This window comes from Methylovirgula sp. 4M-Z18 (genome assembly GCF_037890675.1).
Lineage (GTDB): Bacteria > Pseudomonadota > Alphaproteobacteria > Rhizobiales > Beijerinckiaceae > 4M-Z18.
On sequence record NZ_CP149574.1, the window covers coordinates 1,071,126 to 1,084,905 of the forward strand.

Consider the following 13,780-nt stretch of genomic DNA (forward strand, 5'->3'; position numbering starts at 1 on the left):
TGACAATGACTCAGGTGCGGTGGGGGCTGATCGGTGCGAGCACGATCGCCAAGGAATGGATGATCGGCGCGATGCGCGATGCGGGCGGTTCCGTCGTGAGCGTGATGAGCTCGGACGCAGCGCGCGCCAAGGACTATGCTGTAGCCAACGGGATTGCCAAACATACGAGCGATTTGCAGGCGCTCGTGTCCGATCCCGATATCGACGCGGTTTATATTTCGACGACCAACGAATTGCACCGCGATCAGCACTTAGCCGCGGCGAAAGCCGGCAAACATGTGCTGTGCGAAAAGCCCTTGGCGCTCAGCCTCGATGATGCTCGCGCAATGGTGGCCCTTTGCCATGAGCGTGGTGTCGTCATGGGCACCAACCATCATTTGCGCAATGCCGCGACCCACCGCGCGATGCGCGAAGCAATCAAGGCCAGTAAGATCGGCAAGCCGCTGTTCGCACGCGTGTTCCACGCCGTGTTCCTGCCGCCGCATCTGCAAGGCTGGCGCATCAAGAATCCATCTGCCGGCGCGGGTGTGATCATGGACATTACGGTGCACGATGCCGATACGCTGCGGTTCGTGCTCGATGACGAACCGACCCATGTGAGCGCCATGGTGCAAAAGGCCGGCATGGGCGAGGGCGGAATTGAGGATGGCGTGATGGGCGTCATGCGTTTCAAATCCGGCCTTCTGGCGCAGTTCCACGACGCCTTCACCACGCGCTATGCCGGCACGGGCTTCGAGGTGCATGGTTCCGAAGGCTCGCTCATCGCGCGCGATTGCATGACGCAGCAGCCGAAGGGCGAAGTGATCTTGCGCAACGCCGATGGCGAGCAAAGCCTGCGGCTCAACCACGAAAACCTGTATGCGCGTTCGCTGCGCCTGTTTCACGATGCCGTCGCTGGCAAGGGCCAACCATCGGCCACTGGCGAGGATGGTGTGAAGTCCATGGCCGCTGCGCTCGCAGCAATGGAAGCCGCGGCGAGCGGGAAAGAAATCGCTGTCGCCGCGTGATCCGTCAATCGCGCCGAACGTCCTGAGTTGAACGTTAAGAGAAAAACACCATGCCTTTTCCCAAAGTCATGACCGCCGACGAGGCTGCCGCTTTGATCCCCGACGGCGCAATTGTCACCGTGTCGTCGTCCTCCGGTCTCGGCTGTCCTGACGCGACCTTGGCGGCCATCGGGCGGCGGTTCGATCACAGCGGTCATCCGCGCGAGATCACGACGCTGCACCCGATCGCGGCTGGCGATATGTGGGGTATCAAGGGCGTCGATCATATCGCTAGGCCGGGCTTGCTCGCGCGCATTCTCGGCGGCTCCTATCCATCGGGGCCATCGTCCGCTGCGCCGCCGATGATCTGGCAGATGATCTCGGAAAATGCTATTCCCGCCTACAACATTCCCTCCGGCATTTTGTTCGACATGCACCGCGAGGCGGCGGCCAAACGGCCTGGCGTGCTCACGAAAATCGGCCTCGACACATTCGTCGATCCGGCGCGCGAAGGCTGTGCCATGAATGCCAAGGCGGCAGCCGCGCGTATCGTCGAGAAAGTGCATTTCGCCGGCGACGATTGGCTGTTCTTTCCGACGATCGTGCCGAATGTCGCGATCCTGCGCGCCACGACGGCGGACGAGCGCGGCAATCTGTCCTTCGAGCATGAAGGCGGTTATCTCGGTCCGCTCGATCAGGCCCTGGCCGTGCGCAACAACGGCGGCATCGTCATCGCGCAAGTCAAGCGCCTTGCCAAGCAGGGCACGCTGAAGCCGCAGGCGGTGTTGGTGCCAGGCATTCTGGTCGATGCGATTGTCGTCGCGCCGGATCAGATGCAGACGACGCAAACCCAATATGATCCGGCGATTTCGGGCGAAGTGTTTCGTCCCGACTCGTCCTTCAACGTGCCGGAATTCGGGATCCAGAAAGTCATTGCGCGGCGTGTCGCGCAGGAGCTGCATCGCGGCGACGCGGTGAATATCGGTTTCGGCATTTCCGCCAATGTGCCGCGCATTCTCATCGAGGAAGGCCAGCACGGCGCGGTCACATGGGTGATCGAACAGGGCGCGGTCGGCGGCGTGCCGCTGCTCGACTTTCAATTCGGTTGCGCCGCCAATGCCGAAGCCATCGTGCCCTCGTCCTACCAGTTCACCTACTTTCAAGGCGGCGGCTTCGACGCGTCGCTGCTGTCGTTTCTGCAAATCGACCGCGACGGCTGCGTGAACGTGTCGAAGCTTGGCGTCCGCCCGCATGTGACCGCCGGGGCGGGTGGGTTTGTCGACATCACTGCCCATGCGAAGCGCATCGTGTTCTCCGGCTTCTTCAGCGCCGGCGCGGATTTGAGCGTCGAGCATGGCGGGCTGCGCATCAATCGCGAGGGCAGAGTGAAGAAGCTCGTGCAAGAGGTCGAGCATGTATCCTTCTCCGGCCGCCGGGCCGTCGCACAGGGGCAGGACATCACCTACATCACCGAACGCTGCGTCCTGAAGCTGACGAACGACGGCATTGCGGTGACGGAGATCGCACCGGGGGTCGATTTGCAGCGTGACATTCTCGCCCAAGCCGAATTTCCGTTGCGCGTGTCGCAGAAACCCAAGGTGATGGCTGAAGCGCTGTTCAAGCCGGACCCGATCGGGCTCACCTTGCGGGGGCCGCGCCGTGACTGACACCGTCGAACTCACAATCGAAGACGGTCTCGCGGTCGTCATACTGAACCGTCCCGCCAAGCTCAACGCGCTCAATGCCGAGATGATGGCCGCGCTGGGGGCCGCTGCCGATGCCATCGACCGCGATGTCTCGGTGCGTGCCGCGATCCTGACCGGTGCGGGCGAGAAGGCCTTCTGCGCCGGTGGCGACATCGCCGATTGGGGCCAATTGACGCCCTTTGCCATGGGGCAGGAATGGGTGCGGCAAGGTCATCGCGTCTTCGATAAGCTCGCGCGCCTCAAGGTACCGTTGATCGCGGCGCTCAACGGCCATGTGCTGGGCGGCGGCCTCGAATTGGCGGCGACTGCGGATCTGAGGATCGGCGAGGAGCACGCCACATTCGCGTTGCCGGAAACCTCGATCGGCATCATTCCGGGCTGGTCCGGCACGCAGCGATTGACCCGCCGCTTCGGTGCACCCGTCGTCAAGCGCCTGGCCTTGTTCGGCGAACGCCTGGATGCTGCACAGGCGCTCCAGCTTGGCCTTGCCGACCACATCGTGCCGCGCGGCGAGAGTCTTGCACGGGCGAGGGCCGTCGCGGCCAATCTCGCCAAACGCGGCCCGGTCGCGACGGTCGTGACCAAACAATTGATCAATGCGGCCGAAGGCGAAGAGGCGGAGGCCGCGCATGAAATCATCGCCAGCGCTTTCATTTCACACACGGCTGATCTCAACGAAGGGGTTGCCGCGTTCCGTGACAAGCGCACGCCGCAATTCAAGGGTTCATAACAATGTTGTCCAATCTGTTACCGAAATCGGCCGAGCACTATCAGATGCTGATCGACGGCGCCTTCGTTGATGCGGCGGACGGCCGGGCGCTGGAGCGCGTAAGCCCGGCACATGGGGTGCTGATTAGCCGCTATGCCCGCGCTGGCGCGGCGGAAACCGAGCGCGCGATCGCCGCTGCGCGGCAAGCCTTCGACAAGGGGTCGTGGCCGCAGCTGACCGGCGCCGAGCGGTCGAAATATCTGTTGAAGGTGGCGGCCCTGATCGAGCGCGATGCGGATCATCTGGCGCTGCTCGACACGCTGGAAAGCGGCAAGCCCATCGCCCAGGCGCGCGGCGAGCTAGCAGGCGCGGTGGATATCTGGCTTTACGCCGCCGCGCTGGCCCGCGATCTTTCGGGTGACAGCTACAATACGCTCGGGCCCGACAAACTCGGCGTGGTGGTGCGCGATCCGATCGGCGTCGTCAGCCTGATCACGCCCTGGAACTTTCCGTTCCTGATCGTCAGCCAGAAGCTGCCTTTCGCCTTGGCTGCAGGCTGCACCTGTGTCGTCAAGCCAAGCGAGATGACCTCGGCCTCGACCCTTTATCTCGGTAAGCTCCTGCAGGAGGCGGGTCTGCCGAAGGGCGTCATCAACATTCTTGCCGGCACCGGCCCCGATGTCGGCGCGCTGATGACCTCCGACCCGCGGGTCGACATGGTCTCCTTTACCGGCTCGACCCGCGTCGGGTCGGCCACCATGGCGGCCGCGGCGCCGAGCCTGAAAAAGGTGAGTATGGAGCTCGGCGGCAAGAACCCGCAAATCATCTTCCCCGATGCCGATCTCGATGCGGCGGCCGATGCGGTCATGTTCGGCGCCTATTTTAACGCGGGTGAGTGCTGCAATGCCGGAAGCCGGCTCCTCATTCACCGCCGGATCGCCGAGGAATTCGTTCAGGAATTGGTGCGTCGCGTGCCGCATGTGACGGTCGGCGATCCGCTCGACGAGGCGACCAAGGTCGGCGCCTTGATCTCCGCCGATCATCTCGCGAAGATCGAAAGTCATGTCGCCGGAGCGGTTTCTGACGGCTCCCGGCTGCGCGTTGGCGGCCAGCGGCTCTTTGCCGACAGGGGGCATTTTCTGGCGCCGGCAATCGTCGACCAAGTGACTGGAAAATCGGCAATATCGCGGGAAGAACTCTTCGGCCCCGTGCTGAGCGTTTTAACATTTGACGAAACCGAAGAAGCGATTACGTTAGCCAATGATTGCGAGTACGGCTTGTCGGCAAGTATCTGGAGCCAGGACTTCAGCACCTGCATAAAGATGGGTCGTCACCTCAGGGCGGGAACGGTGTGGGTGAACACATTCATGGATGGCGCTTCCGAACTCCCGTTCGGCGGCTATCGTAAGTCGGGCATTGGCCGCGAACTCGGGCGCCACTCCGTTGCCGATTATACTGAGGAAAAGACCTTGCATTTTCACGCAGGCCCCCGCACGGCGCGGTGGCTGCCTGATCATGCTTGAATAATGCTCGGCTTAAAGGGGCGAGCATTGAATGTGGAGGGAACTCACGTGAAATTTAAATATCTCTTGACCGGCGTTGCAGCCGCCGCCTTGGCTTTTGGGGCTGTCACCCTGCACGCGGCCGACGTGAAGGAAGTGCAGATGCTGCACTGGTGGACGTCGGGCGGTGAGGCTGCCGCCCTGAACGTGCTCAAGGAAGACCTCAAGAAAGAAGGTTACGATTGGAAGGATGTGCCCGTGGCGGGCGGCGGCGGCGACGCGGCAATGACGGCGCTGAAGGCCATGGTTGCCGCAGGCAATTACCCGACCGCATCGCAAATGCTCGGCTACACGGTTCTCGATTACGCCGAAGCCGGCAAGATGGGCGATTTGACCGAGACCGCGAAGGCGGAAGGCTGGGACAAGGCAGTTCCTGCCGCGTTGCAGAAATTCTCGGTTTACAAGGGCAAGTGGGTTGCCGCCCCGGTCAACGTGCATTCGGTGAATTGGCTGTGGATCAACAAGGCGGTCCTCGACAAGATCGGCGGCACCGAGCCCAAGACCTTTGACGATTTCGTCGCTCTGCTCGACAAGGCCAAGGCGGCCGGCGTGACGCCGCTCGCGCTCGGTGGTCAGAACTGGCAGGAAGCCACGATGTTCGACTCGGTCGTCCTGTCGACCGGCGGTCCTGAATTCTACAAAAAGGCGTTCAACGATCTCGATGAGACCGCGCTGAAGTCCGACACGATGAAGAAGGCATTCGATAATCTGGCCAAGCTCAAGGCCTATGTCGATCCGAACTTCTCGGGCCGCGACTGGAACCTTGCAACCGCGATGGTGATCAAGGGCGATGCGCTCGTGCAGGTCATGGGCGATTGGGCAAAGGGCGAATTCCACGCCGCCAAGAAGGAACCGGGCAAGGATTTCGTCTGCATGCGCTTCCCCGGCACGGATGGCAGCGTGATCTACAACTCTGACATGTTCGGTATGTTCGACGTGCCGGCTGACCGCAAGGCCGCGCAGGTTGCGCTCGCCAAGGCGACCTTGTCGAAGAGCTTCCAATCGGCGTTCAACGTGGTCAAGGGCTCGGTGCCCGCGCGCGTCGACGTGCCGGATACGGACTTCGACATGTGTGGCAAGAAGGGCATTGCCGACCTGAAGAAAGCGAACGAAGGCGGCACCTTGTTCGGCTCGCTCGCACAAGGCTATGGCGCGCCGCCAGCGGTGGCCAACGCGTATAAGGACGTCGTTGACAAGTTCTTCAACGGCCAGATCAAGACCTCGGACGAAGCTGTCAAGCAGCTCGTTCAGGCGATCAACGACGCGAAGTAGTTCGTGTTGACGCCTCCTCCCGTACTGAACTTGGCCTTGCCCAAATTCAGCATTAAAGATGCACAAGCCGGGTATACCCAGTTTGTGATGCGGGAGGAGGCAGCCGAAGACCGAAGCGCGATTTCGGATCGGCGACCCAAAGACTGAAGCTAGAGTGATCGCAAAAACGGATATCCGTTTTCGCCAGCGGTCGAGAAATAAAAATGGGAGCCATGCGCCTGTCCGAATTGAGGAGGCTCAGGCCCCGCGCCTAGCATCCGGAACTTTTGGTGCCCTGATCGAAATTGCGCTTCGTCCCCGGCGTCTCCCCTTCGTTGCGGGAGGCAAGAATATGTTGTCGAGCCGAACAGGTGCCGGATGACGATATCAATAGCCAATGCCAGTTCCCCCCCAGCGGCGCCGTCGCTTCGCGAGAAAATGCAGGATGCTCTGCCAAAGATCGTTTTGGCGCCGAGTTTCGCGATCGTCCTCGTGTTCGTTTACGGATTCATTCTCTGGACGATCTATCTCTCCTTCACCAATTCGCGGACGTTCCCGAGTTATGAGTTGACCGGCGGCATCGCCTATCAGCGTTTGTGGAACTGGACCTTCGAAAGCGACCCGCCGTCGAGTTGGTACACGTCCATGGTCAATATGGGCATTTTCGGTGTGCTCTATATTGGCATCTGCATGGGGCTTGGACTTCTGCTCGCAATCCTGCTCGATCAGAAGATCCGTGGCGAAGGTGTGCTGCGGCCGATCTATCTCTATCCCATGGCCCTTTCCTTCATCGTGACGGGCGTTGCGTGGAAATGGTTCCTCGATCCGGGCCTCGGCCTTGAAGCAACCCTGCATTCTTGGGGTTGGACGAGTTTCCATTTCGACTGGATCAAGAACAAGGACCGATGCATCTATACGGTCGTCATCGCCGGCGTCTGGCAGGCCTCGGGCTTCGTGATGGCCATGTTCCTCGCAGGTCTGCGCGGCATCGACAGTGAAATGATGAAGGCCGCGGAAATCGATGGAGCTTCGCCCTTCCAACTTTATCGCCGGATCGTCATTCCGATTTTGCGGCCGGTCTTCCTGTCCGCCTTCATCGTGCTCGCCCATATGGCAATCAAATCCTACGATCTCGTCGTGGCGCTCACCTCCGGCGGACCGGGCGGTTCTGCCTGGCTCCCCTCCAATTTCATGTATGAATATACGTTCAAGCGCAATCAGATGGCGATCGGTTCCGCGAGCGCGGTCATCATGCTGATGATGATCAGCGCGATCATCGTTCCCTATCTTTATTCCGAGCTGAGGGAGAAGGGAAAATGAGCGCCGCACAGGTCTCCGGCGCCGCGCGCGCCAACATGATCAATCGCATCCTCATCTATGGGGTGCTGCTGATCTTTGCCTTTGTCTATCTCGTACCGCTCTTCGTGATGCTGATGACGTCGTTCAAGACGATGGACGAAATTCAGGGCGGCAATATGCTTGCCTTCCCCAAGAGCCCGACCGTTCAGCCCTGGCTGCGCGCGTGGGACGAGGCCTGCGTTGGTCTCACCTGCGCCGGCATCAAGGGGTATTTCGTGAATTCGATCAAAATGGTCGTGCCGTCGGTGCTCATTTCCACCATGGTCGGTGCGCTGAATGGTTACGTGCTCACGAAATGGCGCTTTCGCGGTCATACGCTCGTGTTTGGTCTGATGCTGTTCGCCTGCTTCATTCCATTTCAGTCCGTGCTGTTGCCGATGGCGACGATTCTGGGGCATTTTAACGAATTGGGACAATGGTTCAGCGACCACATCGGCTTTTCGTTCGGCCTCGAAAGTTCGACCGTTCATCTCGTCTTCGTGCATTGTGTCTACGGTCTCGGCTTCACGACGCTGTTCTTTCGCAATTATTACGAAGCTTTCCCGAATGAGCTGGTGCGGGCGGCGATGGTCGATGGCGCGAGCTTCTTCCAGATCTTCCGCCGCATCTTGTTGCCCAATTCGGTGCCGATCTTCGTGGTGACGGTGATCTATCAGTTCACCAATATCTGGAACGACTTCCTCTTCGCATCCGCCTATGCCGGCACTGGCGATATCATGCCGATGACCGTGGCGCTGAACAACATCGTCAACACCTCCACCGGCACGGTGGAATACAACGTCAACATGGCCGCCGCGATGATCGCGGGCCTTCCCACCCTTTTCGTTTACATTGTCGCGGGCCGCTATTTCGTGCGTGGTCTGATGGCTGGCGCTGTGAAAGGCTAAAGCGAATGGCATTTCTCGAAATCAAAAATCTCCGCAAGAGCTTCGGCCCGGTTCATATCCTCAAGAATATCGACCTCACGCTGGAGGAGGGCGGCTTTCTCGTGCTGATCGGCCCCTCCGGCTGCGGCAAGTCGACCTTGCTGAATACGATTGCCGGGCTTGAGACCATCACCGCGGGCGATATCGCCATCGCTGGCCGCTCCGTTGCGGGGCTACATCCCTCGAAGCGCGACATCGCTATGGTGTTCCAGTCCTACGCGCTCTATCCCAACATGACGGTCGCGCAGAACATCGCCTTCGCCATGGAAATGCGCGGCGTGCCGGCGGCGGAGAGGCAGGCGGCGGTGGACAAGGTGGCGAAAGTGCTGCAAATCGGCCATCTTCTCGCGCGCAAGCCGAGCCAGCTTTCGGGCGGCCAGCGGCAGCGCGTCGCCATGGGCCGCGCCCTGGTGCGTGACCCGAAGCTCTTCCTGTTCGACGAGCCCTTGTCGAATCTCGATGCCAAGCTGCGCGTCGACATGCGCATCGAAATCAAGCGCCTGCATCAGACGACCGGCAAGACCATCGTCTATGTCACCCATGACCAGATCGAGGCGATGACGCTTGCGACCAAGATCGCGGTGCTGAAAGACGGCGTTCTGCAACAGGTTGGCACGCCGGCCGAGATCTACAACAGGCCGGTCAATCTGTTCGTCGCCGATTTCATGGGCTCGCCGGCAATGAACCTGCTGGAAGCCAAGGTGTCGCACCAGAACGGGCGCGCGGTGCTGGGCCTACCGCGCCAGAACGAGGACGACATCGTTTTGCCGGTACCCACCAATCTGCAGACCAAGCTCGATGACGGCCGCAAGATCATTCTCGGCATCCGCCCCGAAGCGATTACCGATCCCGATGGCGCCGATCGCGGCTCGGCGCTGATCGAGACCGTGACGGCGGCGGTCGATGTGGTTGAGCCGGCAGGCTCGGATACATTCGTCGTCACTCGCGCGGCCGGCAAGGAAGTGGTGGCTCGCATGCGCGCCGAAACAGCGGTGCAGCCGGGCCAGCGAATCCCCTTCTCGTTCAACCTCACCAAGGCGGTGATTTTCGATCCCGAAAGCGGCCTGCGCCTGGCGTAGCAAGGGCACTGAAGAACCCGCGCATTGCGACGCGGCCACACCGCTCCCGCCGACCGCAAGGCCCGTGACGGGAGGGGAGGCGTCGCGCGGACCCGACCGAATTCGACCCCATCGATAACTTTCCCGCAGATGCTTTGACTCTTCGCGGAATTTAGGTTATCTAGAATTTGGAACGTTCCAAATAGCGGATAATAAGGAAATCGGCCCAAGGGAGGCCTAAAGGCATCCCGCCAGCAGCCGATCGGAATCCAAGGTGAAAGGCAGCGCGATTTCATGCCGCAGAATCCAGCCCACTCGACTGTTCTCATCATCGGCTCAGGCATGGGCGGCGCCACTTTGGCAGCGGGGTTGGCGGCAAGCGGCGTGCAAGTCACGATGTTGGAGCGCGGCGAGCAATTGGCGGATACGTCCGAAACCCGCGACACGAAAGCGATCTTCCAACGCGGCTTTTTCCGCCCGAAGGAGATGTGGCGGGAGGAGGACGGCAGCGCCTTCAATCCAGGTAATTATTATTACCTTGGCGGCAATTCGAAATTTTTCGGTGCGGTGTTGCTGCGCTATCGCGAGCGCGATTTTGGCGAGTTGGAGCATGAGGGCGGCGTCTCGCCCGCCTGGCCCTTCGCCTATGACGAACTTGAGCCCTGGTACGCGAAGGCCGAGCAACTTTTCCAGGTGCGCGGCAATGGCGGAGAAGATCCGACTGAACCGCGCCGTACCGGCGCCTATCCGCATGCCGCCGTGCCGGACGAACCGGCGATTGCCGCCGTGCGCCAACGGCTTGCAAAGCTGGGCTTACATCCGGCGTCGCTGCCGCTTGCGGTGGATATCGAGCGCTGGCTGAAACGGGCCAAGACGCCCTGGGACGCCTATCCCGATGCGCGCACGGGCAAATTCGATGCCGAGACGGCGGCGCTGAAACAAGCGCTGACCAATCCCAATTTCACGCTGGTGACGGGCGCCAAAGTCTCGCGCCTGCGCGTGGCCGCCGACGGCAAACGCATCATCGGCGTCGATTACGAAAAGAACGGCGAGCAATGCACGATCGAAGCCCATCTCGTCGTGCTGGCGGCGGGCGCAGTGAAATCGGCCGCGCTGTTGCTGCAATCGAAAACCGACGCTTGCCCGAATGGCATAGCCAACCGTTCCGATGTGGTCGGCCGCTATTTCATGAATCACAATTCGAGCGCCATGCTCGCGGTCGATCCGCGTACGGTCAACGACTCGATTTATCAGAAAACCCTGTGTGTCAACGATTTCTATTTCGATGATGGCAACGGCGGAAAACCGCTTGGCAATTTGCAATTGCTCGGCCGGGTGACGGCGCCGATCCTGAAAGCGCAAGTGCGCTACGCGCCGGAATGGTCGCTCCATTGGCTGAGCCGGCATGCCGTCGATTGGCTGGTGATGAACGAGGATCTGCCCAATCCCGACAGCCGGATCACGGTCGACGGCGCGGATGTGGTGCTGCATTGGCGCCGCAGCAATATGGCGGCGTTCCGCAAATTGGAGGCCAAGGCCAAGGCGTTGATGCGGGCAGCCGGCTATCCGATCGTGCTGTTCAAGGATTTCGACCGCCGCACGCCCTCCCACCAATGCGGCACGGTGCGCATGGGGACCGACCCGGCGACATCCGCACTCGATATCTACTGCCGCGCGCATGATCACCCCAATCTCTTTGTCGTGGATGCGTCGTTTCTGCCGACCTCCGCCGCCGTCAATCCCGCATTGACGATCGCGGCGCAGGCGCTGCGGGTCGCCGACCACATGGTCACATCGGGATTTGCCGGATGACCAGAGCTGTTGCCTTCGTGACCGGCGCCTGTCGCGGGATTGGCCTTGCGATCGCCAAACAGCTTGCAGCCGATGGTTTTGATCTTGCGGTTCTCGACCGAGAGGATGCAGAGGCATTTACTGCCGCGCGCGCACAATTGAACGACATCGGCGCTGACGCATTCTATGTGCAAGGCGATCTGGCTGATCTCGCTCGCCAAGAACGCGTCGTGGTCGACGTCCTGACACATTTCGGCCGCATCGATTGCCTGGTCAACAATGCCGGCATGGGCGCGCCCGTCCGCGGCGATCTGCTCGATCTTGCTCCTGAGAATTTCGATCTGGTGTTGAGCGTCAATCTGCGTGGGACCGTCTTTCTCACCCAGAAAGTCGCGCGCTGGATGGTTGCGCATCCCGATGCCGCGCAGCCCCGCAGCATCATTCACATCACCTCCGTCAGCGCCGATCTCGCGTCGCCCGAGCGGCTCGACTATTGCATGTCCAAGGCGGGCCTTGCCATGTGGAGCAAGGGCCTCGCGCTACGTCTCGCGCCCGAGAATATCGCCGTGTTCGACGTGCGGCCAGGCATCATCCGCACCGACATGACAGCGAGCGTCACGGAAAAATACGACCGTTTGATCGGCGACGGGCTGGTGCCGATGCGACGGTGGGGCGAGGGCACCGATATCGCTGCCATTGTTGCAAAATTGGCGAGCGGGGCCTTCGCTTTCGCATCCGGTTCCGTCATCCACGCCGATGGCGCCCTCAGTCTTTCGCGTTTGTGAGGCTCGACCCTAGATGGCAACTTACGACTACATCATTGCCGGCGGCGGTTCAGCCGGCTGCGTGCTCGCCAACCGGCTGAGTGCCGACCCGAATATCAAGGTGTTGTTGCTGGAAGCCGGCGGCAGCGACTGGCATCCGCTGTTCAAAATGCCGGCGGGCTTCGCCAAAATGACGAAGGGCATGGCGAGTTGGGGCTGGGAGACCGTGCCGCAGAAACATCTTAACGATCGCGTTGTCCGCTATACGCAAGCCAAGGTGATTGGCGGCGGCTCGTCGATCAATGCGCAGCTCTACACGCGCGGCAATGCCAAGGATTACGACGCCTGGGTCTCGGATGCCGGCTGCGCGGGATGGTCCTACGCGGACGTGCTGCCTTATTTCGTCCGCGCCGAGGACAATCAGCGCCTGGTGAACACCTATCACGGTTACGGCGGACCGCTCGGTGTATCCTATCCGATCAATCCGCCGCCGATCAGCTATGCCTTCATTCGCGCCGCGCAGGAATACGGCATTCCCTTCAATGACGATTTCAACGGCGCCCTGCAGGATGGTATCGGCCATTATCAGTTGACGACGCGCAATGGCAAAAGGTCTTCCACCGCAAGCGCCTACGTGAAGCCGGCGCGCGGCCGCCCGAATCTGACCGTGCGCACCAATGTGCTCGTAACCCGGATCGTCGTCGAAAACGGCCGCGCGGTCGGTGTCGAAGTGGCAAAGGACCAAACCCGCGAGCTTTTGCGTGCGGACCGCGAAATCATCGTCGCGTCGGGCGCGATGGGCTCGCCGCGCTTGCTCATGCTCTCCGGCATTGGTCCGGCCGATCATCTGAAGTCGGTCGGCATCGCGCCGGTGCACGATCTGCCTGGCGTCGGCGGCAATCTGCAGGATCATTTGGATCTGTTCGTGATCTGCGAATGCACGGGCGAGTACACCTACGACAATTATGCCAAACTGCACCGCACGATCTGGGCCGGGTTGCAATATCAATTGTTCAACACCGGTCCAGTGACGTCGACCTTGTTCGAGACCGGCGGTTTCTGGTACGCAGATAAAAATGCGCGCTCGCCCGACATTCAATTTCATCTCGGGCTCGGCTCGGGCATCGAAGCCGGCGTCGCCAGAATGAGCAATCCCGGTGTGACGCTCAATTCGGCGCATTTGCGGCCGCGCTCGCGCGGCACGGTGCGGTTGGCCAGCGCCGATCCCGCGGCGGCACCGCTGCTCGATCCGAATTACTGGGCCGACCCTTACGACAAGCAAATGTCGCTCGAAGGGCTGCGGCTGGCGCGCGAGATCATGGCGCAAAAGGCGCTGCAACCTTTCGTGCTCGCGGAACGCTTGCCCGGGCCGGGCGTCGACAGCGAGGAAGGCTTGAGCGACTATGCCTATCGCAATTGCAAGACCGATCACCATCCGGTCGGGACATGCAAGATGGGGGTCGATGACATGGCGGTCGTGACGCCAGATCTGAAGCTGCGCGGCCTTGAGGCTCTGCGCGTGTGCGACGCCTCCGTCATGCCCCTCGTGCCATCCTGCAACACCAATGCGCCGACGATCATGGTGGCCGAAAAGGGGGCTGACCTCATTCTCGGCCGCCAATTGCTGCCGCCGGCGTCCCTGCAATCATCCCATAGAAGAGTTTAATT

The 13,780-nt window shown here is 61.1% G+C and carries 11 protein-coding genes; all 11 read left to right on the top strand.

Going from position 1 to position 13,780, the window contains the following annotated elements:
* Nucleotides 1–5 precede the first annotated feature (5 nt).
* The 11 genes from V9T28_RS04875 (at nt 6) to V9T28_RS04925 (ending at nt 13,778) form a co-directional block, all read left to right on the top strand.
* The gene (locus V9T28_RS04875; RefSeq protein WP_116401430.1) at nt 6–1,007 is read left to right on the top strand and encodes a Gfo/Idh/MocA family protein; all 1,002 of its coding nucleotides are present in this window, start codon (nt 6–8) and stop codon (nt 1,005–1,007) included.
* 50 nt (nt 1,008–1,057) lie between these two features.
* Nucleotides 1,058–2,653, top strand: coding sequence for an acyl CoA:acetate/3-ketoacid CoA transferase (locus V9T28_RS04880; protein ID WP_116401431.1), 1,596 nt, complete (start codon nt 1,058–1,060; stop codon nt 2,651–2,653).
* On the top strand, nt 2,646–3,422 hold the full coding sequence (locus V9T28_RS04885) for an enoyl-CoA hydratase/isomerase family protein (protein WP_116401432.1): 777 nt from the start codon (nt 2,646–2,648) through the stop codon (nt 3,420–3,422). Before V9T28_RS04880 ends, V9T28_RS04885 begins: the two co-directional genes overlap by 8 nt.
* 2 nt (nt 3,423–3,424) lie before the next feature.
* Nucleotides 3,425–4,924: an aldehyde dehydrogenase family protein gene (locus V9T28_RS04890; protein ID WP_116401433.1), complete on the top strand. Its 1,500-nt coding sequence runs from the start codon at nt 3,425–3,427 to the stop codon at nt 4,922–4,924.
* Between the two features lie 66 nt (nt 4,925–4,990).
* The gene (locus V9T28_RS04895) at nt 4,991–6,235 is read left to right on the top strand and encodes an ABC transporter substrate-binding protein (protein ID WP_245424142.1); all 1,245 of its coding nucleotides are present in this window, start codon (nt 4,991–4,993) and stop codon (nt 6,233–6,235) included.
* A 357-nt stretch (nt 6,236–6,592) separates the two neighbouring features.
* Nucleotides 6,593–7,534 carry a carbohydrate ABC transporter permease gene (locus tag V9T28_RS04900; protein ID WP_116401435.1) on the top strand — a complete coding sequence of 314 codons (942 nt, stop codon included), beginning with the start codon at nt 6,593–6,595 and terminating at the stop codon, nt 7,532–7,534.
* On the top strand, nt 7,531–8,460 hold the full coding sequence (locus V9T28_RS04905; RefSeq protein ID WP_116401436.1) for a carbohydrate ABC transporter permease: 930 nt from the start codon (nt 7,531–7,533) through the stop codon (nt 8,458–8,460). Before V9T28_RS04900 ends, V9T28_RS04905 begins: the two co-directional genes overlap by 4 nt.
* A 5-nt stretch (nt 8,461–8,465) precedes the next feature.
* Entirely contained in the window at nt 8,466–9,578 is a 1,113-nt protein-coding gene (locus V9T28_RS04910) for an ABC transporter ATP-binding protein (RefSeq protein WP_116401437.1), read from the top strand.
* A 273-nt stretch (nt 9,579–9,851) separates the two neighbouring features.
* Nucleotides 9,852–11,369 (top strand): FAD-dependent oxidoreductase, encoded by a 1,518-nt coding sequence (locus V9T28_RS04915; RefSeq protein WP_116401438.1) that lies wholly within the window; start codon nt 9,852–9,854, stop codon nt 11,367–11,369.
* Entirely contained in the window at nt 11,357–12,133 is a 777-nt protein-coding gene (locus V9T28_RS04920) for a 3-ketoacyl-ACP reductase (protein ID WP_445242162.1), read from the top strand. Before V9T28_RS04915 ends, V9T28_RS04920 begins: the two co-directional genes overlap by 13 nt.
* A gap of 13 nt (nt 12,134–12,146) precedes the next feature.
* The gene (locus V9T28_RS04925) at nt 12,147–13,778 is read left to right on the top strand and encodes a GMC family oxidoreductase (RefSeq protein ID WP_116401440.1); all 1,632 of its coding nucleotides are present in this window, start codon (nt 12,147–12,149) and stop codon (nt 13,776–13,778) included.
* The last annotated feature ends 2 nt before the right edge of the window (nt 13,779–13,780 follow it).

Excerpts from the sequence above, each read along its gene's own strand:
- V9T28_RS04875 (WP_116401430.1), top strand. The coding sequence starts at position 6 with ATGACTCAGGTGCGGTGGGGGCTGATCGGTGCGAGCACGATCGCCAAG.
- V9T28_RS04880 (WP_116401431.1), top strand. The coding sequence starts at position 1,058 with ATGCCTTTTCCCAAAGTCATGACCGCCGACGAGGCTGCCGCTTTGATC.
- V9T28_RS04890 (WP_116401433.1), top strand. The coding sequence starts at position 3,425 with ATGTTGTCCAATCTGTTACCGAAATCGGCCGAGCACTATCAGATGCTG.
- V9T28_RS04900 (WP_116401435.1), top strand. The coding sequence starts at position 6,593 with ATGACGATATCAATAGCCAATGCCAGTTCCCCCCCAGCGGCGCCGTCG.
- V9T28_RS04905 (WP_116401436.1), top strand. The coding sequence starts at position 7,531 with ATGAGCGCCGCACAGGTCTCCGGCGCCGCGCGCGCCAACATGATCAAT.
- V9T28_RS04910 (WP_116401437.1), top strand. The coding sequence starts at position 8,466 with ATGGCATTTCTCGAAATCAAAAATCTCCGCAAGAGCTTCGGCCCGGTT.
- V9T28_RS04915 (WP_116401438.1), top strand. The coding sequence starts at position 9,852 with ATGCCGCAGAATCCAGCCCACTCGACTGTTCTCATCATCGGCTCAGGC.
- V9T28_RS04925 (WP_116401440.1), top strand. The coding sequence starts at position 12,147 with ATGGCAACTTACGACTACATCATTGCCGGCGGCGGTTCAGCCGGCTGC.